This window comes from uncultured Kordia sp. (genome assembly GCF_947496985.1).
Taxonomy (GTDB): Bacteria; Bacteroidota; Bacteroidia; order Flavobacteriales; family Flavobacteriaceae; genus Kordia.
The window spans coordinates 442,832-465,373 of sequence record NZ_CANMEZ010000004.1; the positions used below are offsets into that span (position 1 = coordinate 442,832).

Annotated in this window: 27 protein-coding genes; 13 read left to right on the forward strand and 14 right to left on the reverse strand. The window is 30.1% G+C overall.

The genetic code is table 11. The features are described 5' to 3' along the window. Positions 1–7 precede the first annotated feature (7 nt). The 7 genes from Q0828_RS13195 to Q0828_RS13225 all read left to right on the forward strand — a co-directional run bounded on the left by Q0828_RS13195 (position 8) and on the right by Q0828_RS13225 (position 6,768). Entirely contained in the window at positions 8–571 is a 564-nt protein-coding gene (locus tag Q0828_RS13195) for a hypothetical protein (RefSeq protein WP_298421636.1), read from the forward strand. A 56-nt stretch (positions 572–627) separates the two neighbouring features. Then, positions 628–1,272 carry a peptide-methionine (S)-S-oxide reductase MsrA gene (msrA, locus tag Q0828_RS13200; protein ID WP_298421641.1) on the forward strand — a complete coding sequence of 215 codons (645 nt, stop codon included), beginning with the start codon at positions 628–630 and terminating at the stop codon, positions 1,270–1,272. 190 nt (positions 1,273–1,462) lie between these two features. Next, positions 1,463–2,389 carry a hypothetical protein gene (locus tag Q0828_RS13205; RefSeq protein ID WP_298421644.1) on the forward strand — a complete coding sequence of 309 codons (927 nt, stop codon included), beginning with the start codon at positions 1,463–1,465 and terminating at the stop codon, positions 2,387–2,389. Between the two features lie 357 nt (positions 2,390–2,746). Then, complete coding sequence (locus Q0828_RS13210) at positions 2,747–3,676, forward strand: hypothetical protein (RefSeq protein WP_298421646.1); 930 nt, start codon at positions 2,747–2,749, stop codon at positions 3,674–3,676. A gap of 230 nt (positions 3,677–3,906) precedes the next feature. After that, a complete protein-coding gene (locus tag Q0828_RS13215; protein WP_298421649.1) occupies positions 3,907–4,614 on the forward strand; it encodes a hypothetical protein in 708 nt (235 codons plus the stop codon). Positions 4,615–5,387: 773 nt separating this feature from the next. After that, the gene (locus Q0828_RS13220) at positions 5,388–6,035 is read left to right on the forward strand and encodes an ATP-binding protein (RefSeq protein ID WP_298421653.1); all 648 of its coding nucleotides are present in this window, start codon (positions 5,388–5,390) and stop codon (positions 6,033–6,035) included. A 91-nt stretch (positions 6,036–6,126) separates the two neighbouring features. Next, entirely contained in the window at positions 6,127–6,768 is a 642-nt protein-coding gene (locus Q0828_RS13225) for a response regulator transcription factor (RefSeq protein WP_298421656.1), read from the forward strand. A gap of 68 nt (positions 6,769–6,836) precedes the next feature. Here Q0828_RS13225 and Q0828_RS13230 read toward each other — a convergent pair whose 3' ends face one another. From Q0828_RS13230 to Q0828_RS13240, 3 genes are read right to left on the reverse strand one after another with little or no spacing between them, the layout of a single operon-like run. Continuing rightward, positions 6,837–8,399 (reverse strand): hypothetical protein, encoded by a 1,563-nt coding sequence (locus tag Q0828_RS13230; RefSeq protein WP_298421658.1) that lies wholly within the window; start codon positions 8,397–8,399, stop codon positions 6,837–6,839. Further along, on the reverse strand, positions 8,389–8,982 hold the full coding sequence (locus Q0828_RS13235; RefSeq protein WP_298421661.1) for a hypothetical protein: 594 nt from the start codon (positions 8,980–8,982) through the stop codon (positions 8,389–8,391). Before Q0828_RS13235 ends, Q0828_RS13230 begins: the two co-directional genes overlap by 11 nt. Continuing rightward, positions 8,966–9,511 carry a sigma-70 family RNA polymerase sigma factor gene (locus Q0828_RS13240; protein ID WP_298421664.1) on the reverse strand — a complete coding sequence of 182 codons (546 nt, stop codon included), beginning with the start codon at positions 9,509–9,511 and terminating at the stop codon, positions 8,966–8,968. Before Q0828_RS13240 ends, Q0828_RS13235 begins: the two co-directional genes overlap by 17 nt. 298 nt (positions 9,512–9,809) lie before the next feature. Here Q0828_RS13240 and Q0828_RS13245 point away from each other — a divergent pair, with 298 nt between their 5' ends. Then, positions 9,810–9,998 carry a hypothetical protein gene (locus tag Q0828_RS13245; protein ID WP_298421667.1) on the forward strand — a complete coding sequence of 63 codons (189 nt, stop codon included), beginning with the start codon at positions 9,810–9,812 and terminating at the stop codon, positions 9,996–9,998. Positions 9,999–10,159: 161 nt separating this feature from the next. Further along, positions 10,160–10,357, forward strand: coding sequence for a hypothetical protein (locus Q0828_RS13250; RefSeq protein WP_298421670.1), 198 nt, complete (start codon positions 10,160–10,162; stop codon positions 10,355–10,357). Positions 10,358–10,446: 89 nt separating this feature from the next. Here the strand turns inward: Q0828_RS13250 and Q0828_RS13255 are convergent, their stop codons facing one another. From Q0828_RS13255 to Q0828_RS13270, 4 genes are read right to left on the reverse strand one after another with little or no spacing between them, the layout of a single operon-like run. Then, a complete protein-coding gene (locus Q0828_RS13255) occupies positions 10,447–11,637 on the reverse strand; it encodes a redoxin domain-containing protein (RefSeq protein WP_298421673.1) in 1,191 nt (396 codons plus the stop codon). 16 nt (positions 11,638–11,653) lie between these two features. Then, entirely contained in the window at positions 11,654–12,817 is a 1,164-nt protein-coding gene (locus Q0828_RS13260; protein WP_298421675.1) for a hypothetical protein, read from the reverse strand. Beyond that, positions 12,798–13,319, reverse strand: coding sequence for a hypothetical protein (locus tag Q0828_RS13265; protein WP_298421677.1), 522 nt, complete (start codon positions 13,317–13,319; stop codon positions 12,798–12,800). The genes Q0828_RS13260 and Q0828_RS13265 overlap by 20 nt, the downstream gene beginning before the upstream one ends. Further along, a complete protein-coding gene (locus tag Q0828_RS13270; RefSeq protein ID WP_298421680.1) occupies positions 13,316–13,867 on the reverse strand; it encodes an RNA polymerase sigma factor in 552 nt (183 codons plus the stop codon). Before Q0828_RS13270 ends, Q0828_RS13265 begins: the two co-directional genes overlap by 4 nt. A gap of 165 nt (positions 13,868–14,032) precedes the next feature. On the opposite strand from Q0828_RS13270, the gene meaB reads away from it, so the two are divergent. Continuing rightward, positions 14,033–15,118, forward strand: coding sequence for a methylmalonyl Co-A mutase-associated GTPase MeaB (meaB, locus tag Q0828_RS13275; protein ID WP_298421683.1), 1,086 nt, complete (start codon positions 14,033–14,035; stop codon positions 15,116–15,118). Positions 15,119–15,152: 34 nt separating this feature from the next. Here meaB and Q0828_RS13280 read toward each other — a convergent pair whose 3' ends face one another. From Q0828_RS13280 to Q0828_RS13300, 5 genes are read right to left on the reverse strand one after another with little or no spacing between them, the layout of a single operon-like run. Next, positions 15,153–15,725 (reverse strand): phosphatase PAP2 family protein, encoded by a 573-nt coding sequence (locus Q0828_RS13280; RefSeq protein WP_298421686.1) that lies wholly within the window; start codon positions 15,723–15,725, stop codon positions 15,153–15,155. A gap of 11 nt (positions 15,726–15,736) precedes the next feature. Further along, positions 15,737–16,612 (reverse strand): hypothetical protein, encoded by an 876-nt coding sequence (locus Q0828_RS13285; protein WP_298421689.1) that lies wholly within the window; start codon positions 16,610–16,612, stop codon positions 15,737–15,739. Positions 16,613–16,643: 31 nt separating this feature from the next. Beyond that, positions 16,644–17,513, reverse strand: a complete 870-nt coding sequence (locus Q0828_RS13290) for a hypothetical protein (protein WP_298421692.1) — start codon at positions 17,511–17,513, stop codon at positions 16,644–16,646. After that, positions 17,482–17,709: a hypothetical protein gene (locus Q0828_RS13295; protein ID WP_298421694.1), complete on the reverse strand. Its 228-nt coding sequence runs from the start codon at positions 17,707–17,709 to the stop codon at positions 17,482–17,484. The genes Q0828_RS13290 and Q0828_RS13295 overlap by 32 nt, the downstream gene beginning before the upstream one ends. A 12-nt stretch (positions 17,710–17,721) precedes the next feature. Further along, positions 17,722–19,098, reverse strand: coding sequence for an MATE family efflux transporter (locus Q0828_RS13300; protein WP_298421697.1), 1,377 nt, complete (start codon positions 19,096–19,098; stop codon positions 17,722–17,724). A 200-nt stretch (positions 19,099–19,298) separates the two neighbouring features. On the opposite strand from Q0828_RS13300, the gene Q0828_RS13305 reads away from it, so the two are divergent. The 3 genes from Q0828_RS13305 (at position 19,299) to Q0828_RS13315 (ending at position 20,373) form a co-directional block, all read left to right on the forward strand. Then, complete coding sequence (locus Q0828_RS13305; protein ID WP_298421700.1) at positions 19,299–19,505, forward strand: hypothetical protein; 207 nt, start codon at positions 19,299–19,301, stop codon at positions 19,503–19,505. 218 nt (positions 19,506–19,723) lie between these two features. Beyond that, positions 19,724–19,933 carry a hypothetical protein gene (locus tag Q0828_RS13310; protein WP_298421703.1) on the forward strand — a complete coding sequence of 70 codons (210 nt, stop codon included), beginning with the start codon at positions 19,724–19,726 and terminating at the stop codon, positions 19,931–19,933. Positions 19,934–20,175: 242 nt separating this feature from the next. Continuing rightward, positions 20,176–20,373: a hypothetical protein gene (locus Q0828_RS13315; protein ID WP_298421706.1), complete on the forward strand. Its 198-nt coding sequence runs from the start codon at positions 20,176–20,178 to the stop codon at positions 20,371–20,373. A gap of 101 nt (positions 20,374–20,474) precedes the next feature. Here the strand turns inward: Q0828_RS13315 and Q0828_RS13320 are convergent, their stop codons facing one another. Together Q0828_RS13320 and Q0828_RS13325 are read right to left on the reverse strand one after the other, a co-directional pair. Then, positions 20,475–20,672, reverse strand: coding sequence for a hypothetical protein (locus Q0828_RS13320; protein ID WP_298421710.1), 198 nt, complete (start codon positions 20,670–20,672; stop codon positions 20,475–20,477). A gap of 95 nt (positions 20,673–20,767) precedes the next feature. Next, positions 20,768–22,429, reverse strand: a complete 1,662-nt coding sequence (locus tag Q0828_RS13325) for a helix-turn-helix domain-containing protein (protein WP_298421713.1) — start codon at positions 22,427–22,429, stop codon at positions 20,768–20,770. Positions 22,430–22,542: the final 113 nt, after the last annotated feature.

The following is a 22,542-nucleotide window of genomic DNA, read 5'->3' on the forward strand; positions in this document are numbered from 1 at the left end:
AATTTTTATGAGATATCGTGATTATTTAGAAATTTCTTTTCGCTGGTACGTATTCTTATTTATAAGCCTTTATGGCTTTGGTAAAATTATGGGCGGACAATTCTATCGAAAAGGTATGATTCCTGCAGAAGTTGCAGCAACTCCAATAGTTGATGTAAGTAGTTTTGATCTTGCATGGGTATTTATGGGGCATTCATTTAGCTATATTTTATTCGTTGGAGTTTCACAATTAATTGGTGCTGTCTGCTTACTATTCAAAAAAACAAGATTGCTTGGCGTTATCATTTTAATTCCAATCTTAGTAAATATCATTGTATTTGATATCATATTTTTAGATGCATATGCCGCGTTGGTAAATGCTATTATATATTTTTTAATGCTTTTAGGGATTTTATACTTTCATAAAGAAAAAATCATAGAAGTGTTTCGTATCTTAACAACTCAAAAAAAGAAAGAAAAAATTGAGTTTAAAACTAGATTAAAAACGATTGTTATAGTAGCTTGTATAATGCTCATTATCTTTATAATTAATCAAAGTATTGGAACGCTAATAGGACATGGAAAAGGATAAACTAATTCTTTTTCGTAAGTTTTTAATTATGAGTCGACTTACTTAAAAAATCACAAATGAAATCAATCGTATTAACTATATTAACATTATTCTTCTTTACATTAAGTTGTAATTCAAATTCAGCAAACAAAGAAAAATTACCACAACAACAATTAGATAAATATGAAACTGCATACTTTGCTAGTGGATGCTTTTGGTGCGTTGAAGCAATTTTTGAAAGTGTAAAAGGTGTCAAAGAAGTCGTTTCCGGATATGCCGGAGGAAAAGCAGAAACAGCTAACTACCAATTGGTAAGCGCTGGAAGAACCGATCATGCAGAAGCTGTAAAAGTATATTACGATGCAAAAGTAGTTTCGTATCAAACTTTGGTAAAAGTATTTTTTGGTTCGCACGATCCTACTACATTAAATCGACAAGGTCCTGATGCTGGTAGGCAATATCGTTCGGCAATTTTTTATAAAGATGTAAAAGAGAAAAAAATAGTAGATAACTACATCAAGAAACTTATAGCCGATAAAGTATTCGCTGGAACAATTACAACAGAAGTTACTAAATATACTGCTTTTTATGATGCAGAAGCATATCATCAAGACTATGAAGCAAATAATCCAAACAATCCATATATTAGAGGAGTTTCTATTCCTAGATTGAAGCGTTTCCAAAAGAAATTCCCTGAACTATTAAAAAAAGAAACACATTAATTCTGAATTAAGAATTGTCGGTTTTTTTATGTTTTAGAAATATTATCAAGATAAAATTCAACGCTTATAAAAAACATACTACGCTTATAAAAAATCTTCGTTAAATAAAAGTCTTTTTCCTACTTTTACAAAGTAATTACATACAAAACGCGTTTATTCAAAAATTTAAAGAATTAAACATTTTATTATTATGAAGAAAAAAATCATCGCATTTGCTTCTTTAGGATTGGTATGTACTACGTTTTTCCTAAGTTGTGAAACAAAAAATCAAGCAGAAGAACAACAATTAGAAACTGCTTTGGAAACACCTGCAAAAGTAATTTCTAATGCACAAGCAGCAACATTATTTCAAAACGATCAAACAACACGTTTGTCACAAATTGGAAAAGAAAATACTCGTTTTGAAGACAAAGCAATTCATTTTGAATTGACTACATTAGAAAGCTACATCAATCATTTAGAAAATTTAGCAACTACTAAAAATATTCCTGTAACTGGTGTTAGTTTTGTATTTGGTGCTGATGCGAATGGCAACAGAACTACGTTTCTAATGCCATCTACACGAAATGCCGAATTGGATTATCAAGAATCGTTTACTATTGAAAACGGACAATTCTTAACATTCAAACAAATTAATACTAAATTGAAAATACAGGTTAGTTCTCAAAATGATGAAAATTTGATATTGTCAACAGATGGGTATTTATCTTTTAATGAAGCCACTCACCTATTTAATAATTATCAAACAAACTATATTCAACCGTTTGCAGCCAAAGTAACTAAAGAATATTATACAAAAGCGGTTTGGTATTCATTGGAAGAAATAAAAGGATATATCAAGTATCTAAAGAAGAAATCCAACGATCATAAACTAGCTATCACTGGAATTAATGTATTCTTTGGTGTGTATAACAATGACACAAGTTTGGAATTAAAATCGAATGCACAAACGTTGTTTTTATCAGCAAGTACAGGAAAACAATCTATTATCAATGTAAAAGGAGAAACATTACAAAGCTATACACAAGATGGTTTCTTTGCTAAAGATAGTGACGAAAGTACAAATGGAAGTTTGACATTTAATGACGGTGAATTATCTCCTCCACCTAAAGGTTAAATTTATTTAATTTTAAAAGAGGTTATCAAAAAGTAAAAAATTGTCAAAACGAACTTGATTCGCTTTCTCATAATGACAATTTTAATATTTTTTAGATAGCCTCTATTGTTATTTTTTATATTTGAAATAGTCAAAATTGACAATCACACACAAAAAACAGACAGTTATACAACTTCTCTTCAGTCTCATTGAGTTTTTCTTACTTTTGAACCTGTAATTACATCACAAAACGTTTTTTTATTATAAATCATTCATAATAATTTAAAAAAATGTCCCTCAAAACTACAAATTGATTAATTCCATAAACAATGGAATTGTACTGAGTACCATTTAATAATTATCGTAAAAACTATAACCATGAAGAAAAAAATGTTGTCATTTGTTTCTTTAGGACTTGTGTGTACTACATTTTTCCTAAGTTGCGTGACAAAAAATCCAGACGAAGAAGAACAGTTAAACACTGTTTTGGAAGTTCCTGAAAAGATTATTTCCAACTATGATGCAGCCACACTTTTTCAAAATGATCACATTACTAGACTTTCTCAAATTAGGGCCGAGAAAACTACATTTGAAGACAAAACCATTCATTTTGAATTAGAAACAATTACTAAGTACATTGCACATTTAGAAAAACTTGCTACAACTAATAACATTCCCATCACAGGTGTAAACTTTATATTTGGAGCTGATATTACTGGTAAAAGAACTACTTTTTTAATGCCATCTATACGAAATGCTTCTTTAGATTACCAAGAATCATTTACGATTGAAAACGGAGAGTTTTTGACATTTAAACACATTGATCAATCTTTAAAACTAAAAAAAGGTTCCAAAAATGATCAAAATATAATGCTTTCACCAAATGGATATCTATCCTACAATGAAGCTGTTGAATTATTTAACAACTATGAAAGTCAATACATTACTCCTTTTGCTGCCAAAGTAACAAAGGACTATTACACAAAAGCAGTTTGGTATTCATTTCAGGAAATTAAAGGATATATTTCATATCTAAAAAAGAAATCAGCTACCTCTAACCTAGCCATTACAGGAATTGATGTTTTCTTTGGAGTATACAATAATGATCCAAACTTAGAATTAAAGTCAAATACACAAACTGTGTTTTTAACGGCAAGTACACAACAACAATCAATTATAAATACGAAAGGAGAAAAATTTAAAAACTTTATAAAAACTGAGTTATCTCTAAAAGAAACTAATGATAATGAAGGTGAAAGCCTAATATTCAATGAGGGAAATGCTTCTCCTCCTCCTGTAAAAAAATAGTTTTATTCCTCCAAGCCTACTATTTTGAAAGTCTCCAAAATAGCTTATCTTCTACATTCTTATTAAAATATTTAGTTATAAAAAAAATATTTGTAGTTTTTTTCTTATATTTATTACATTAACCACTTTTAATGAAAAGGGAAAAACACCCAATTTTCATATCCCAGTTTTTATTCTAAAAAGTTTGGCTAATTTTAACCGAACAAAAAATAAACAAAAACTACAACCTTATGGAAAATTTACTACAATTAACTGTACCACTTATAATAGGTGTTGCAATCGGTTATTTTATTTGTAAAAAATTTGGTGGCGGAAATACTGAGCCTCCTAATGTTAATCCTAGTCCAAATCCACCAAATGGTATTATAACAGTTGCGCAGGCAGTTTCATTACATGAAAATTATAAAAATGAACGCTATCCTGTAATTAATGAAATAATGGTTAATAGTACCAATGATTCTGATTTTATTGATACTCAATTTGTTTGGTTTTCATATGAAAAGATGAGGGAATATATGAAGTTTCTTGAGAATATTCAAGCCAAAAATCCTAATAATAAAGCTATATCTGGTATTCGAGTTTATTTTGGTGCCTATAAGACACATGATCTTTATTCTAATCAACAAACCGTTTTCTTTACACCTACAATAGAGGTTGACATATCCGAAAAAGATGGAAATATGAAAAACTTACCATTTTATATAGCTCCAGATGATCCACAAAAGCCATATGCAGGAAAATACAAAATCATCAAGAGATTACTTGTAGATGAATATTATCCAGAGAAGAGATACAATGCTGCTATTTCAAATTTAAATTATGAAGTTAATGAAAAATTAGTTCAGAAAAGTTCTAATCCAGAAAATGATGATGATGGTACAAGTGTTTCATTTAATGAAGGAAATGCTTCTCCTCCACCAAGAAAAAAAGATAATTAATATTATATATATCTAATTATGATTGATCAAGAGTTAGTAAACTTATTAGGTAGTTCAATTCAATATTTTGAATTGTTGGCAATATTTACAGGAATTATATTTATCAATAAGTATAAAGACTCTTTTTTAATATATTTTTTGTTAATCCTAATTTATACATTTTTAAATGAACAACTAGGAACACTATATAAAGCATATATTGATGGTAACAATCTTATTCTTTATAACATTTATAATTTAATAAATTTTTCTTTCTTATTTCTATTATATTATAAATCTATACAATCTGAAAAGTTTAAGAAATGGACTAAATATTTCTTTATTTTCTACTTATTATCATTTATAATAAATGTTATCTTTTTTGAAAATTTTTATACGGAATACTCAAGTATATCATATATAATAGCTGCAAGTTTATTGTTAATAACAATAATGTTATACTTTATAGAAATATTGAATTCTGAAGAGATATTACACTTAAAAAAGAATTTATTATTCTGGATAAGTTCTGGTCTTTTAGTTTACTTTGTAGCTGCTATACCAATAAGAGTTCTGATAAATAACTATATAAGTGAAACTGAATTATACATTTTGTTTTTTGTGAAGAATATTTTAGCTATTATGATGTATCTTTTATTTACAATTGGTTTTATATGCATGAAGAAAAAATAAATATTGACACTACAATAGTTATATCTACGCTGACTCTATTGGTCTTAATTATTATTATAATAATTTTCTTTTCAGTATTCATCAAGCGAAAAAATAAACTTTTGGCGGAAAAACAACAAGCCAAGCGCGAGTTTGAAAACGCTATTGCTGAAACACAAATAGAAATTAGAGAACAAACACTTAGAAATATAAGTTGGGAGTTGCACGACAATATCGGGCAACTCCTTACACTTGCCAAAATACAACTGCATCAACTTGATAATACCAATGAAAATGTTGCTGAAGTCAGTGATACTATTTCCAAAAGCTTAACTGAATTACGCGCACTTTCAAAACTGATTAATCCGGATGCATTGAAAAATATTATGCTTCCCGAAGCGTTGAGCTTGGAAGTAGCACGCTTTAATCGGTTAAATTTTATCGAAGCTACACTTACCATTAACGGAGATGAAGAAATAATTGATGATAAAGCCGAAATCATTCTATTTCGAATTTTACAAGAATTCTTTTCAAATACCATCAAACATGCAAAAGCGTCACAATTAGATGTGAGCTTAGCGTATGAAAATAAAGTACTGACAATCATTGCAAAAGACAACGGAAAAGGTTTTGAGAAATCTAATAACAATCTAAACAAAGGTATTGGATTACAAAACATGAAAAGTAGAGGGAAGCTTATCGGAGCCGAAATAGAGCTAGAATCTGAGTTAGAAAAAGGAACAAAACTAACGATTATTCATTATCTTTAAACGCAGATGATAAAGTATTGCACTTCGACAAGTTCAGTGTAAAAACATTGAATCTAAAAATTAAACAACCATTAAATAAAACCACAACATTTTGAAAACCTATTCTGTTGCCATCGTAGAAGATCATGTATTATTATCACAAGCCATTGGTGGTTTAGTTGATTCGTTTGATCGTTTTAAGGTAAACTATTTATGCAAAAATGGGAAAGAACTCATCACGCGTTTAGAAGAGAGTTCCAGTCAACCAGATATTGTATTAATGGATATTAATATGCCATTGATGAATGGTATTGAAACGACTACTTGGGTTACAGAACACTATCCAAACATTGATGTTTTAGGGCTTTCTATTGAAGAAGATGAACGTACGATTATTCAAATGTTACGTGCAGGTGCCAAAGGATATTTAATGAAAGATGTTGAAAAAAGCGTCTTAGAAATGGCGTTGAATGAAGTGACTACAAATGGTTTTTATCATTCAAAACATGTTACGAATATTTTAATTGGTTCATTGAACGGTAAAGGAAGTTCTGGTACAAAATTAAAAGAAAATGAAATTGCTTTTATGAAGTTGGTTTGTACAGAAATGACGTATAAACAAATTGCAGATCAAATGTGTTTGAGTCCTAAAACAATTGATGGATATCGTGATGCCTTATTTGAAAAACTAAGTGTTAAGAATAGAATCGGGCTCGTGATTTACGCGATAAAAAATAAAATTTACTTACCGTAACTTCGACTACGCTCAGTTAAAAGTTTTATTAACGTCTTAATAGATTTTTATAAGCTGCAAACTATAAATTAAGACTTTTTATTTAACACAACTTCGCTGTATTTTGCATTGATGTTGATTTCTCTATTGCTATTATTATTGTTTTGATATCCTCGAATAATTGTATTAAACTGTGTTTTATTTTCAGTTCCAACTACTGTTTCAGGATATGAAATACGAGAATTTGAACCTATATAATATAACTTAAATGCAGTTGCTGGTAATTGAATACGTGCATCTGTATTTTCTAAAATAATATCTAAGGTTTGAAACGAATCACTGATATTATGAATTAATAATTTCCCTATAGTTCCACTAATAATTCCCTTCTCTCCTAGCGTTCCAACGTTTATTTTAGATGAGTTTGCCATCAAATTAATATCTTTTACCAATTGTAAATCTACATTGTCAACAAAATTTACTTTCAACGAACCTTTATTCCATTTAGTAACATGAATAGGCGCATACGACGATTCTATCGTCGTATTTGCACCATCTATAACATTAGCATACAAAGCTGCGTAAGACAGCTTTGCATTCATATTTTCACTTGTAGAAGCAATTGTTACTTCTCCATGACGAACATTGAGTTTTAATTTTGCTTTTTTAGGCATTTTAATTTTTATAGTCTTCTTAACTTTTAAACGCTTATTACCAGAAGAAATAAAAAACACATTATCATCATTGGTATTAATATTAAAATTTAGATTTCCATTTAGCTTAAGAAATTGTCCGTTTTCTGTTGCTTCTAGAAGTTCTAAAAGTTCATTTTTTTCTTTTAACAATTCTTTTAATTTATATTTTTTTACATCACCAGAAATTTTTACTAACTCTTCTATTTGTGCTAACTTTTCTTGATATTCCTTAGCTGTACCATTTAAAAACATTATTTTTTCTTGCTTCTCCTTTTTCTCTTTCTTTTCTGTTTTTTCCTTTTTCTCTCGTTTTTCAGCTTTTTCTAAAATTTGGCCTTGCAACTCAATAAGTTTATCTTGTTGCTTTTCAAAACTTTTTTGCCACTTCTCCATTCCTTCTTTAAACTTTTCTTCGTCGAAGTTATTTTTCCATTGCTTCTGCCATTTCTTCATATAAGCTTCACCATCTTTTTTATATTCGTCATAGTCAAACTTAATATCATCCATAGATTCAATCACCATTAATGGCAAATCTGGAATAGCTTCAATCTGAAAATTAGGAATATTTGCTAAGATAGGTGTCTGTATTTGTTCTATCATTCCTGGATCTGCAAACACAAATTGCCCTCCATTCCCTAGTAAAGAATGACTTCCTTTTGAAGTAACCGTTACTTTTTCACTGTTTCCAATGGCTTTAAAATTCCATTTCTTAAAGTACTTTTCAATTTCTTCTTCAGTAGCATCTTCTACCTCAATAATAGCTTCAATTTCTATTTTATTTTTGTTCCAAGTATCAAACTCTACATCTGCATGTGATGTATTAATTTCTAAGGTTACGTCTTTATTTACAGTAAAAACTTCCTTTTTTGTTCGTTTTTTTGATTGTGAATATCCAAATGTGATGGCTAGTAATGCTACTAACAGTAAACATTGTCTATAATTTCTTCTATATGGCATTTTCTGATGTTTTTAATTCGTTTAATTTTTCCTTTAATTGGTATAGCAATTTTAGTCTAAATTGTAGATTGTCAATCATTGCATTAATAGTTTCTTCATTAGGACCAATTTCTGTCAATTCGTTTTGAAGTACTTTTTGTTCTTCATTTAATAATGAAAGTTTATCCATGTAGCTTTCAAATAACTGTTTTCCAATTTCAGAAACTTCTACCTGTGTCAATTCATAATTAATGCTTGCTAAATAGTAGTCTTCAATCTTTTTCAAATCGGGAGAAATATCACCTAAACTCTTAAGAGAAGGATCTTGCGATTCCTTTGCCTCATTAGTGACAACTTCTTTTCCTCGTATCGCTGGATCTGATTGTAATTGTTGATATGCTAATCCGCCTAAACTTATAAGTAGAATTACGGCTGCAGCAATTTTATAGATAGAAAATGGAGTCTTTTTAAAAGCTATATTCTCTTCTGTTTGTGGCAATGCTCTATCCAATCGATCTAAAAAACGAGCTTCATGTCCGTCTGATAAGCCATTTTGAATGTGCAATTGTTCTTTTTTCAACAAATCTTTAATATCCTGTCCCATTATTCCTTTTTTTTAACGCTTGTTGTAACTTTTTTTTCCCTCGTAATAATTGTGTTCGTGATGCAGTTGTAGAAATGTTTAGTATTTCCGAAATTTCTTGATGATCATATCCTTCTAACAAAAATAGAATGATGACAATTCTATACTTTTCGGGCAGATTTTCAATTTCTTTTTTTACTTCTTCTAAAGTTGTTGTATCACTAGTTTCCCAATTACTATCGTCGGCAACTACTTCTAGCTGCGCTTCGTCTATGGTAATATAATGTTGTTGTTTAGCTCTTAATTTGTCTAAACTCTTATTAATGACAATCTTTTTTAACCAAGCTCCAAAACTTACTTGAGCCGTGTATTGATCAATTTTTTGAAATGCATTAATGAATGCTTCTTGCATGGCATCTTCTGCATCTTGCGTATGTTTCAAGAATCGGTTGGCAACAATAAACATTCCTTCACAATACTGCCTGTACAGATGCAGTTGTGCTTTCCTGTCATTACTCTTACACTTCTCGATGAGCTCAGTTTGAGACATACTTACTAGTTAGCTTTTTTAGTTTTGGTTATTGCTATACATTTCTAAATACGCATGAATTATTACAATGTGACAAAAATTTAAAATAAATGTGTCAATTGACACATTTATTTCTTTTATATTCTATTCCTTTTTTCGCTTACGCTAGATTTTACAAAGCTTGATTACATATTATAATCATCCATATATTTTCTTGATTTATTTGCTTTTTATTACTTCTATGTAAATTCTATGGATAAACCGTAAGCTATTTATTACAAATTCTACTAATTTTAGATTAACCATAAAAATTTTTATCATGAAAAAAAGAATTCCAAAAAGTAAGTTAGTAATTCGTAAGAAGACTGTAAGCAATTTTACAGTAAACAAAACAAAAGGAGGAACGGGCAATACATTTCATTGTGGACCATCAAATAATCCAATGTGTACTTTTGATAATGCATGTTTTAGCAAAGGTCCAGGATGTAGCAGATGGCAGGTTTGCTAAGCTCCTAAATATCAAATACATGTAATAAAAAAGCGAACAAATGTTCGCTTTTTTATTGTCATAAACTTCATCCCTTTAATTCGATAATCAAAGGTTCTTTAATTTTTTATAGCAAGTATTTCTTTCTTATTTAGTGTCATAAATCATTAAAATCATACATTATGAAAAAAAGGAATCTAACATTACTACAGCTTAATAAAAAAGCAATTTCAAATTTTTCTAATAATACACTTACAGGTGGAAAAACTGACTGGCCTGAAACAGTTAAACTATGTCCAAAAACATTAGATTGTCCTGCAAGTCATTTGGAGACATGTGAACCATGTTTCAAAACATTACTCTGTGGTTCAATAATATAATTTTTTAGCTGTCTAAAAAGTAGTTATTATCAAAAACTTTTTAGACAGTTTCTTTTTATATTTTAAAATACTAAAATGAAGCGTTTTAACTATTCATAAATAACCAATAGCTCTACTTCACGCTCAGCTTTAGAGAGTTTCAACCCTAATTTGGCAAGCTCTTCTTTAAACGAACCTTTTTTCTGTGGGTCAAATACAAAATCAATATCTAACAATGCTGAGAAACCAGTTTCATCAACAACAGGAACAGGCGTTTCATTTTCTATATACGCTGCAAATTCTTTCATAGGTATTTTTTTTGCATGAAATTCATATCCTCTATATTCAAAATTACGCTCTTTAGCTGTTGAAACTAGCTTTTTCAGCTTTGTTTTATCTATAACACTTAACACGTATACAGGGATTTTTTGCTTTTCTAACTTGGCTTTTACAGGAAAGGTTTCGTTTAATTTTTTAATCCCCAATTCATGCATACTACCATCTGCCTTTTCAGTAATTATATCTAAACAGTATTTATTTTTAGGATTTTCATAGCTGTATTTTTCTTCATCAATATTAAAAACTGTTCTGTTATACGTCATTTGATATAAATTTCGATACATACTCGGAACGGTTTGATTTATAATAGTTATACGTCTACCATTGTATGTTTTATCTTTTAAATACCCTTTAGAATACGAAGCAACACCTTCTATTCCTCCTTTTAATAATACTCGTTTTAAACCAGTATTTTTTTGCGGAAACGGATCAGCGTCATAATCAAATTTTGTGTTTTCTTGTTTAAATGGCAACGAAATTGTTTTTCCATCTTTTACCTTTTGTATTATATCTTTTGTAATATTATCTGTAGAAGTAATTGCTACAATTTCTCCTTTTGGATTGATGATAATTGCATGTGATAAAATTTTATATGGAAACAATTCTTCTAGTTCCTTCGTTTGCAAAGCAAACCAAGCTTTTGAAGGTGTATTATCTATAAAACGTTGCAAACGTTCTGGTTTGTCTTCTGCGATACCTATGACTTGCATATCATTTGGAAAATCATCTTGTAAATCGATCAAGTTTTTCATGGCTGGAATACAAGGTCCGCACCAAGTTGCCCAAAAATCAAGAACAATTACTTTTCCTTTTAAATTTGTAGAAGAAACTGTTACAGCTTCTGAATTCAATAGGTTTTTGAATTCAATAGTTGGTATTTTATCCCCTATTTTCAGGTTAGATTGTGCATACGTTGTACTGGTCAATGCGAGAAGCATCAACACTATTGTTATATTTTTCATTTTGTAGTTTGTTAGTTTATTTGTTGTAAAGTAAGGTTACAAAACCGTGAACAAGATCTAATTTGAAGGTATTTTTTCTTGCTTTTTCGTCAGTTTCTCCTCGTGTGAACATTTTTAGTTTCTTTCCGTCTCTATTGGGTTGCATGACAATTTTCATGCCGTCATCGTTCATAACGGCATTGTTTCCAACAGCTTCCATATAATGTTTCTGCGTTTTATCAATATACATTTTGATGTCAGAATATTCACAAGTCATAAGAATTGAATCAAACTCATCTCCTAAATTATAGATAAAGAAATTGCTTTTAAAGTCTTTGATTTTAACATTTTTAGTTATCTCTCCAATAGCTAACTTTGAAAACTCAGTTTCTAAAACAGCATTCTCAATTTGACCAATGAGAGCGCTAGTTACATTTTTAAATGAAAAGTTTCCGCCGATAATCTTTTTTACCTTAAAGGCTCCATTTGTAAAACTAAACACATTATTTTTATGAAGTAATTCTGTGGCTTGAACTTTACTTTCCAGAAATATAGCACTAATCAAACTTGTAAATGTGCCTTCAAAATTAATATTCGCTTTGTATACAGATAAACCTAGTTTCATGTATTTTGGTACATAGATTACATAAGAACCTTGAATGCTTTGTATTTCCTTTCGATTGGTGTTTTTAATGTCTTTTAAAGCTATACTATCATTCTTGAATACAACATAACCTTCAATGTCATCAAACCCTTTAGAATCATTTGAAACTTCTTTATTTATATCGTTGACACTTCGGTAACGATTGCGTTTTTCCTTCGGCCAGGGTATATCATTTACATGAATTTCTCCAGATTTAATTTGATATGAAAGTCTTCCAATAGAAGTTGGTGAAGTATTTTGAATTTGTAAATATTTCGCATCTCTCCTACTAAACTTCATATTAGCTTCAACCGCTATTCCACTAGAAATAGCGCCTATTTCTTCTTCAGAATAGTTTTTGAAATCAACACTAAAATCAACTTTCACTTCATCCCTATCCCACACTTTAAAGGTGACATCAATGTTATTTGTTTGAAAAATTAAACTTGTCTTTTTATCTACTGAAAATGTTTTTTGGTATTTCTTTCTTGTTTGTGCCACCAGTCCAAGCGAACTGATTAACAATAAAATTACGAGACTATATATTTTTTTGTTCATCTTCTAAACGTTTTAAATGTTGTTGAATTTCCTGCAAAAGTGATAAACGCATTTGCAAGTTTTTAATCATTTTTTCAAGTGTTGTCAAGCTATTTTTTTGTACTAAAAATTCTTGTTTCAATTCTTGGTACGACGCGTCTAAGTTTTCCAAGCGTTCTTTGTACTTTTTTACTAAGCTTTTATCCGTTGCTGTGAGTTGAAACGACTCCCATTCTTTAGCAATATTCTGTAAATATTGATTCTCAATAGATTTCATTTCTACAAACAAAGAAGATTCTTGCACTTCTTCTCCGGAAGAATTTGAATATATAAAAGCTCCAATTCCCAATAGTAAAACACATGCTGCAGCAATACTTTTCCAATAGTGAAACTTTTTTTCTGTAGAAGTAATTCCTTCTCTAGTTGAGAGTTTTTCTAAAAATTCATTACGATGTCCTGTAGGTAACATTGGTGTTTCCATAGTTTCATCATTTTCGTTTAATATATCTTTTATGTTTTTCATGATATTTTATGTTTTAAAAGATCATTTAAATTGTTTTTTAACTTTGTTTTTCCTCTCATTAATTGTGTTCGTGAGGTTCTGACGGGAATTTCTAGTATTTCCGAAATTTCTTGATGATCGTATCCTTCTATTAAATACAATTGCACTACATATTTGTATTTCGTTGGTAAATTTTCAATAGCTAGAGTTACTTCCTGTTTTGTAACATTTTCGTTAATATGCCAAGAACTATCTTCATCAACAATAGTCATCGTTTGATCGTTTATTTCTTCATACACCAACGAACGTTTTTTTAGGGTATCAATACATTGATTGATCATAATTCGTTTTAACCAAGCGCCAAAAGCAACTTCTCCTTTATATTGTGATAATCGTGTAAACGCTTTCAAAAACGCTTCTTGCATTACATCTTTTGCGTCTTCTCTATTAGAAATGTAACGACAGGTAACTATATACATAGCGTCTGCGTATAAATCGTAGAGCTTCATCTGTGCTTTCCGATTTCCTCGCATACATTTTTTTAAGATTCCTAAATGCTGTTGGCTCATTCTTTTTGTTTGTGTTCTATTGTAAAGACGACGCTATTTTTGGAGCGTTTCATTTTTGTGAAAATTATTTTGAAAATTATAAGAGTAATGTTTGAAAATAGTTCTTTTAAGTAAAAACAAAAAATATATTGTAATTTCGTTTTATTATTTAAAACTGTACTTCTTTTGAATTCAAAATCAAAACATACATCTGCTTTACATGAAAAAGATGGTATTTCACAACCAGATTTTATTAGTAAAATTTCGGTGGCTTCTATTAAGAAAAATAGAAGAAAGCAACCTTCTGTAGATGAATTGGTTGTAGGGATTTTGAATCATGATAAAGTAGCGCTTAGTAGAGCTATTACACTCATAGAAAGTAAAAACACCAAACATTTAGCAAAAGCTACTGAAATTATAGAAAAGTGTTTGCCACATGCAAATAATTCTATTCGTATTGGAATTACAGGCGTTCCAGGTGTTGGAAAAAGTACGTTTATTGAAGCATTTGGAAAATATTTAACTGGAATTGGCAAAAAAGTGGCTGTATTAGCTGTAGACCCAAGTAGTTCTATTTCGAGCGGAAGTATTTTAGGCGATAAAACCCGTATGGAAGATTTGGTAAAGGATGAAAATGCTTTTATTCGTCCGTCAGCTTCTGGAGATTCGCTTGGTGGCGTTGCCAGAAAAACTCGTGAAACAATCATTTTGTGTGAAGCTTGTGGTTTTGATACTATTGTTATTGAAACTGTTGGTGTTGGACAAAGTGAAACCGCTGTCCATAGTATGGTAGATTTCTTTTTGTTGTTGAAATTGGCTGGAGCTGGAGATGAATTGCAAGGAATTAAACGCGGAATTATTGAAATGGCAGATGCAATTGTAATTAATAAAGCCGATGGTGACAACGTAAAACGTGCGCAAATGGCACGAACCGAATTTAAGCGTGCATTACACTTATATCCTCAAAAAGCTTCAGAATGGCTTCCTAAAGTAGTGACAGCTTCCGCGTTGAAACAACAAGGAATTGATGATGTTTGGCAAATGATTGAAGATTTTCAACAAAGCACTAAAGCCAATGATTATTTTGAAAATCATAGAAAGCAACAAAATCGTTTTTGGTTGCTACAAACTATTGAAGAACGTCTGAAACATAATTTTTACAACAATGAAAATGTAAAAAATGTATTGGATAATTATTTAAATGCAACTGAAAATAGTACTATTTCTCCTTTTAACGCTGCACAACAATTGTTGAAGTTATTGAATTCATAATATTTTTAATACACTACACATAATTACATACGATTCAATTTTGTGCATATTTCTTTATCAAGAATTCTCGAAATTTAAATATCATTCCACCATAGATTCCTCCTACAATCATTCCTGTAAAAACATCTCCTGGATAATGGACACCAATGTATATTCGGCTATAGCCAACTAAAGCTGCCCAAAATAGAATGATAAAAATGAGGTATTTATAATGATTTCTTAAGACAAGTCCAATAAATGTAGCCAGTGCCATAGCATTAGACGCATGCCCTGAAAAGTATCCATATCTTCCTCCACAACCGTCTTTTACCAAACGCATGTAATCTATTAAGTCTGTTTGACAAGGTCTTAAACGTAAAAATAAAGTCTTTTTAAATAGATTTGCCGTTTGATCAGTAATCGTAATCAATACAGCAACTAATAACAACGTAAAGAATATCTCTTTTTTCTTATGTGTTTTTAGAATTAAGACTAATAAAAAAGCATACAACGGTATTGCGTAGTATTTATTTGTAATAAATAACCAAAAACCGTCCCAAGTTGGTGTTCCGAGTCCATTTAAAAATAAAAATAATTCTGTATCGTAGTTGACTAATTGATCAATCATACTTCCTTTTTTTATAAATCTTGAGGTTTTTTGATGAATATAGAATCAATCATCTTAGCTTTTTGGCCTATAAGATTCATTCTTAATTGTCCAGTAATCATATTTCCTTCAAATTGAGAAATATTGCTTCCTTCTGAAAAAGAAGTGTAACTTATTTCATCTGTATTGCTAGAAACTAACATCGTCTGCCCTACTTTTTTTTGTGTTTCTATGTCATACGCATATAAATGTGTGAGTACATAACCACTTGTAAATCCTTTTTTTTCTATTTCAACTACTGGCGGAATTAATAAAGCATCTTCTTCAAAAATTACATATTTTAAATTTCTTAAGATTTGTAAATTATCATCAAACGCTAATTCTACTGATTTTTTTCGTTCTTCAGTAATAGAATCATTATATATACGTGCTTCGTCTACGATGTAATTATTACTTGCAGCACGCCATATTTCAGAAGCATCCGAGAATTTATAACCAGTTATTGAACGTCTAAATTGCTCATAATATCCTTTCTTTACAAAAATAGAATCTTCTGTACTAAAATTTACATTTCCAACATTATCATTACTAGATAAAAAGATTGTGTTTTCCGCTGTCATTCCTAACGAATCAGCATTGAGCTCTCCATCAATGGAAGCTTCAATAAACGCCGTAATAATATCCATTTCATCAGAAGTTCGTACTATTTTTAACGGTTTGTTATGATCTAATGTTTCTTTAATGTTCTGTACTTTTTTCACTAAAGAATCAACTTCTCCATTGTTTGCAGTAGATAATTGTTTGTAAACATTTGTTCTTGAATCTACATTTGGTGGATAATTACGTCCACAGGAAACAAGTAACATAACAGCACATCCTAACAGGATATTGGTGTAAATTTTCTTCATAAAACGGTTGTTTTGAATGTATAAAATTTGATTAGAAATCAAAGATTGAATCCATTACTCTTGTACGTTCTGATAATAAATCTTCACGTAATTTTTTGTTAATGATTGTAGTGTTTGCTGAAACCTTATCCGAATATGTTCTGTATTCAATTTGATCACCATTGGATGCTATAACCATCATTTGTTCAACTTTTTCAAAGGTTTCTACTTCATAGGTATATACATGACTTACTACGTACCCACTTGAATATCCTTCTTGTTCATAATCAATTACTGGTGGAATTAACAATACGTCATCTATTAATACAACATATTCAATGTCTTGTAACGTTTTTAAGTTACCAATAAACGATGCTTCTATCCTGTCTTTGATTTTTTGTGTTATGGAATCGTTTTTGAACATTGGTTCGTATTTGTTTCCAACTTGTTTCCAAAGTGTGCGTAATTCATCATAATTTTCACCTTTATTAGCAAAAACTAATTTATAACCTGTTTTGAATTGCGTAGTATCTCTTTGCGCAAAACTAGAAGCTGTCATGTTATTTTTACTGTGAAGAAATAAGGTGTTTTTATTGTCTAATGCTAACGGAACTGGAGATGTAATTTCGTCAATAGCAACATTCATTAAAGCTCTAATAGCTTGCATTTCATCTTCTAACGTAACTGAAACTACTTTAAGAGCGTTGTCAAAGTCTTTAAGTTCTTCAATTGCAAGTACTCCATTTACTAATGAGTCAACTTGTCCGTTTGTAGTTGTTGAAAGTTCTTTGTACACATTGGATAATGTATCTACTTTTTCAACTTTTGGGATTTCACATGAAGTGAAAGCGAATCCTAGAAACGCTATTGCACAAATTGTTTTTGGTAATTTAGTCATCATATCTTGATAATTCTCGGTCATAAAAATCGTTTGCTGCTTGTACTAAATTTTCAGCTTCAGAAGCTAATTCTTTTTCGTCTTCTTTATCAAATTCTTCCAACCACTCTACTTCATCATTTTCCAAATTGATGATGAATCTTGGAAATTCGGTATGTATGATAAAAATAGCGTCGGGATAATCGGTATTATCACCTAATAAAAATTTTGGGAATTCCATATGTGCGTAATGTTATGCTTTATTGCGAATGAGTTTTTTTGATAAATAATTGAATCTAATATACAATAATATTGCAGAAACACTTAATCCGACTAATAAGCCAATCCATATTCCTGCACTTTCTAATGAAGTGTATAAACCTAAAAAATATGATGTTGGAAAACCTACAACCCAATACGCAATAAACGTAATTAATGTTGGAATTTTCACATCTTGTAATCCACGTAAAACACCCAATCCAACTACTTGAATACCATCTGATATTTGGAAAAATGCAGAAACTAATAATAGTTTTGCTGCAATAGCGATTACTTCTTGATTGTCTACATAGTTTTTTACATCAGTTTCATCAACATATAAAGTTGGAAACCAATTGTTGAAAACCATAAACATGATTGCGAAGATAACATCTATTATGAGAACTAAAAGAAACAATGACAAAGCAATTCGACGCAAGTCAGGGAAACGCTTTAATCCTTTCTGATTTCCTACTCTAATGGTTGCTGCAACACTTAATCCCATCGCCACCATAAAAGTCATAGATGACAAATTTAATGCGATTTGGTTTGCTGCTTGAGAGTTTTTACCTAAAACACCTGATAACCAAATTGCTGCCGTAAATATGGCAACTTCAAAAAGCATTTGTAATGATGATGGAAAACCAAGATCTATAATTTTTTTAAGTACTGATTTTTTTATTTCTTTGAAATTGAAATTCGTTACATACGGGTTGAATTTTTTCTTATAACGTAATAATATCCAAATAAACGCCAACATAATCACACGTGAAGCCAATGTTCCTATGGCTGCACCAATAATTCCCCATTTAGGGAAAATCCAGATTCCAAAAATTAAAAAGTAATTGATAACTACGTTGACTACATTTGCTAACAATGTTGCCCACATAGCATATTTTGTCTGTGATAAACCGTCTGCAAATTGTTTAAAAGCTTGAAATATTATTAGTGGAACTAACGAAGCTGCTACCAAGTTTAAATAAGGCATTGCCAAATGCACAACTTCATCTGGCTGATCCATTCTGTACATTAGTGGTTTTGCAAGTAATACTCCTAAGAATACTATAACTCCAATTCCTGTACATAATAATAATCCGTGTTTTAAAGCGCCTTTTACTTTTGCTTTATCATTTGCCGCATCTGCTTCAGCAACTAAAGTTGTAATTGCTGTAGAAAATCCTATTCCTATAGACATGGCAATGAATAGAAAACTATTTCCAAGTGAAACTGCTGCTAACTCAGCAGTTCCTAATTGTCCCACCATTGCATTATCCACAAAACTTACAAACGTATGCCCTAGCATTCCCAATATAATTGGAGATGCAAGCTTTAAGTTATAGCGAAATTCTTTAGTGTAGTTTTCTAAAATCACGGTTCATTTTCAGTTGGCAAATATAGTTCACTTTTGCGGCTTATCATGATTCTTAATGGCTTATTTATATTACTCAATTTATAAAACAAACAGTTCATTTTGTAAAACGGAAAGACTAGTGTTTTATTCTGACATTTTCGAGTTATAATTTTACAATAATCAAAAAGCAAATATTTAATTACTAACTACAAATATTTATTATGAAAAAAAACATTTTAAACATTAAAGGAGCTGCTGTTATTTCAAAAAGCGAACAAAGTCAAATTACTGGTGGAATCAGTTGGCCAGGTTCAGGAGGATTCAGATGCGGATGCGACTGTGCAGGTCGTGTTACAGGACCAAAGTATTGTGAAGATCTTTTTGCTTGTCCACAAGTATATACTTGTGATGACGCGCAAGATTCTTAATATAGTTTTGCAGGTTATTTGAAAAAGGCTTCTGATATTGGTGATGTTCAGAAGCTTTTTTTTAGAGTATTTTCAAGAAAAATAGCTTGTTCAATTTATAAATTGAATCATTCACTTCTTTTCTTTCATAAATTATGTAGTTAAATTTATACAAGTTATTGGTCGAACCTGAAAAGCCAAAATAGAGTAAGGAATTTTTTAATTAAATTATCTATACCATGAAAAAAAACATTTTAAACATTAAAGGAGCTTCAATTATTTCAAAAAATGAACAAAGCCAAATTAACGGAGGAATCAGCTGGCCTATTTCTGGCGGAGGTGCTGGATGCGGATGTGACTGTGCAGGACGTGTAACAGGACCATTTTATTGCCAACAGTTTTTTGCTTGCCCACAAGTATATACTTGTGATGACGCACAAGAAATTTAATATACTTCGTAAGTAATTTTGAAAAAGGCTTCTGATATCGCTGATATTCAGAAGCTTTCTGTTTTAGAGCCTTTTCAAGAAAAAATTGCTTGTTCAATTTATAAAATGAACAGTTTCAATTTTTAAATTGAGTTATATACTTCTTTTCTTTCATAAATTCTGTAATTAAATTTATACAATTTATTGGTCGAACCTGAAAAACCAAAATAGAGTAAGGAATTTTAAATTAAATTATCTATACCATGAAGAAAAACATTTTAAACATTAAAGGAGCTTCAGTTATTTCTAAAGAAGCACAACGTAACATTAGTGGAGGAATTGGATTACCAGTTGATACTTCATCATGTGGATGCGATTGTGCAGGACGTGTTACCGGACATCCTTTTTGTGGATTCATTATTGCATGCCCGCAAGTATATACTTGTAACGAAGAGATATAGTTCACATATCAAATTTTAGGTACAAAAAAGGCTTCATGCGGTAAAACATGAAGCCTTTACAATTTTTAGAATATTTAGTTGTCAGTTACTATATTTTAATTTTAAGCATTTGCGTCTCCTTCACAATCAATTGCATTCGTATACGTTTGAGTTTGATTTCCACTAATTGTCCTCGATTTCTGACTTAAGCATTCAATAGTTGAAATTGGCGCATCAAGATTTCCTCCTAAAATTTTAAATGAATTTATTTTCGCAATTTGTGTTTTTTTGAGAGCTAAAAGTCTTTGCTTTGTTTTCATGCCGAGTATGTTTTTTAAGTTATAAAACCAATATACACAACTACAGTATATATCACAGGAAATAGTCTTGCTATTTTATAAATTGAACAACCTTTTTAACGAATTTTTTTCAAGTAAGTAGAAGGGTTTTCTCCTGTTTTCGCTTTAAAAGCTCTTGAAAATGATCCATGACTCTTATAACCTACTTCTTTAGCAATTGCTTTAATTGTATACATACGAAATTTCTTGTCACTATCTAATCTATTTAATGTATATTGAATACGTAAATTATTCAAATATTCCGTAAATGTCATTTTTTCATACGTATTCAAAATATTAGATAAATATGTAGTGTTTGTTTCTATTTTCTTGGCAGTTGCGTATAAATTATATTTTGGATTTAAATAAAATTCTTGAGTTTCTAAGTTTTTGAGTTTTTGTAAAATTTCATCTACTGTTTTATCACTTTTAATTGCATTTTGAGGTTCTTTTTTATCAGGCTTATTTTGAAGAACTTCTTTGACATTTTTTCTTTTTTGTAATTGCTTAAATAACAAAAAACCAAATGTGGTAATCACTAAAATTGCAATAATTAAAAACGTATAAAATTTCTTTTCATCTTTTTGGTGTTGTGCTTCAAATTGATTCTTTATTTTTTCAATTTCATATTGTGTCGCATTTTGAATAATACTCTCTTCACCATTTGTAGCATTCATGCTATCTTGAAGTGTTTTAGACTTCTGCCTATATTCTGATTCTTTCTCAAATTGTTTTGTCTTTTTATACAGTTCTGCTTTCAACAATAAGGTTTCATGATAATCTTCAAGTAATACTTTTTCATCTGTATAACGTAGTTCTAAATCATCTAATAATAATTTAGCTTCTGAATAGTTTTCTTGTTTTACATAATTGTCCGCTTGTAAAAACAGCATTTTAGAAAACTGTTTTTCATTTTTTAAGGTTTCAAATAGCGCTTGCCCTTTTAGTAAATTGGCTTTTGCCTCATCAAAACGTTGTTGTGCAGTTTGTGTTTTACCTTTTAACTGATACAAATATGCTTTCCCTTCTACATCTTTATAATAATCTGCCGAAACCAAGGCTTTATCAATGTATAACATTGCAGAATCGTGCTTTCTTTCTTGGTAAAATGTTTTTGCCACAAACATGTGATAATTGATATAATTCTCTACATAATTTGCTGGATTTTCTTCAATTAAGTCTTCTTTTTCTACAAATGCAATGGCATCTTTAAAATTCTGTTTGGCATCATTATACTTTTTTAATTCCAAACTAAGAATTCCCATATTACCGCTAATATCAAGCAATTGAGCTACATCATTATTACGTTGCGCAATTTTATAGGTATCTAGTAATATATCGGCAGCTTTGTATTTATTGCCCAATTCAATTTCAGTAGTTGCGATAGCAATTTGTGTTTGAATATAGCGTGCACTGTCTTTATCGGCAGAAATATGCTGCAATGCTTTTTCATATTCGGTCATTGCATCAGTATAAATTCCTCTACTCTTGTAAAAAGAACCCAAATAAAAATGTGAACGATACATGTGTACAGAATCGTTAAACATTTGTGCTTTATGGTAATACTCCATGCGAAGTTTCATCATGGAATCTGTTTCAATTCCTTGATGTTGTAAAATAGCTTGTTCTGCTTGCTGTAAAATTTGTGTAATGTCTTTATTGGTAAAGCTTTGTTCTTCGTTTTTAGAACATGAAAATAGACATACACATAGCAAACCTATACATATATAGCGATTCATATTGAATATTTAGATCGATAAAAATGAATATACTTTTTTTATGACGATTTTGCGAGTATGAAAGTTAAAAATATTCAATTATTTGAAAATTATTCTCTTGCAAGGCTTTTAAC

Coding starts and splice junctions, on each gene's coding strand:
- Q0828_RS13195 (WP_298421636.1), top strand. CDS start 8: ATGAGATATCGTGATTATTTAGAAATTTCTTTTCGCTGGTACGTATTC.
- msrA (WP_298421641.1), top strand. CDS start 628: ATGAAATCAATCGTATTAACTATATTAACATTATTCTTCTTTACATTA.
- Q0828_RS13205 (WP_298421644.1), top strand. CDS start 1,463: ATGAAGAAAAAAATCATCGCATTTGCTTCTTTAGGATTGGTATGTACT.
- Q0828_RS13210 (WP_298421646.1), top strand. CDS start 2,747: ATGAAGAAAAAAATGTTGTCATTTGTTTCTTTAGGACTTGTGTGTACT.
- Q0828_RS13215 (WP_298421649.1), top strand. CDS start 3,907: ATGGAAAATTTACTACAATTAACTGTACCACTTATAATAGGTGTTGCA.
- Q0828_RS13230 (WP_298421658.1), bottom strand. CDS start 8,399: ATGCCATATAGAAGAAATTATAGACAATGTTTACTGTTAGTAGCATTA.
- Q0828_RS13235 (WP_298421661.1), bottom strand. CDS start 8,982: ATGGGACAGGATATTAAAGATTTGTTGAAAAAAGAACAATTGCACATT.
- Q0828_RS13240 (WP_298421664.1), bottom strand. CDS start 9,511: ATGTCTCAAACTGAGCTCATCGAGAAGTGTAAGAGTAATGACAGGAAA.
- Q0828_RS13245 (WP_298421667.1), top strand. CDS start 9,810: ATGAAAAAAAGAATTCCAAAAAGTAAGTTAGTAATTCGTAAGAAGACT.
- Q0828_RS13250 (WP_298421670.1), top strand. CDS start 10,160: ATGAAAAAAAGGAATCTAACATTACTACAGCTTAATAAAAAAGCAATT.
- Q0828_RS13255 (WP_298421673.1), bottom strand. CDS start 11,637: ATGAAAAATATAACAATAGTGTTGATGCTTCTCGCATTGACCAGTACA.
- Q0828_RS13260 (WP_298421675.1), bottom strand. CDS start 12,817: ATGAACAAAAAAATATATAGTCTCGTAATTTTATTGTTAATCAGTTCG.
- Q0828_RS13265 (WP_298421677.1), bottom strand. CDS start 13,319: ATGAAAAACATAAAAGATATATTAAACGAAAATGATGAAACTATGGAA.
- Q0828_RS13270 (WP_298421680.1), bottom strand. CDS start 13,867: ATGAGCCAACAGCATTTAGGAATCTTAAAAAAATGTATGCGAGGAAAT.
- Q0828_RS13280 (WP_298421686.1), bottom strand. CDS start 15,725: ATGATTGATCAATTAGTCAACTACGATACAGAATTATTTTTATTTTTA.
- Q0828_RS13285 (WP_298421689.1), bottom strand. CDS start 16,612: ATGAAGAAAATTTACACCAATATCCTGTTAGGATGTGCTGTTATGTTA.
- Q0828_RS13290 (WP_298421692.1), bottom strand. CDS start 17,513: ATGACCGAGAATTATCAAGATATGATGACTAAATTACCAAAAACAATT.
- Q0828_RS13295 (WP_298421694.1), bottom strand. CDS start 17,709: ATGGAATTCCCAAAATTTTTATTAGGTGATAATACCGATTATCCCGAC.
- Q0828_RS13305 (WP_298421700.1), top strand. CDS start 19,299: ATGAAAAAAAACATTTTAAACATTAAAGGAGCTGCTGTTATTTCAAAA.
- Q0828_RS13310 (WP_298421703.1), top strand. CDS start 19,724: ATGAAAAAAAACATTTTAAACATTAAAGGAGCTTCAATTATTTCAAAA.
- Q0828_RS13315 (WP_298421706.1), top strand. CDS start 20,176: ATGAAGAAAAACATTTTAAACATTAAAGGAGCTTCAGTTATTTCTAAA.
- Q0828_RS13320 (WP_298421710.1), bottom strand. CDS start 20,672: ATGAAAACAAAGCAAAGACTTTTAGCTCTCAAAAAAACACAAATTGCG.
- Q0828_RS13325 (WP_298421713.1), bottom strand. CDS start 22,429: ATGAATCGCTATATATGTATAGGTTTGCTATGTGTATGTCTATTTTCA.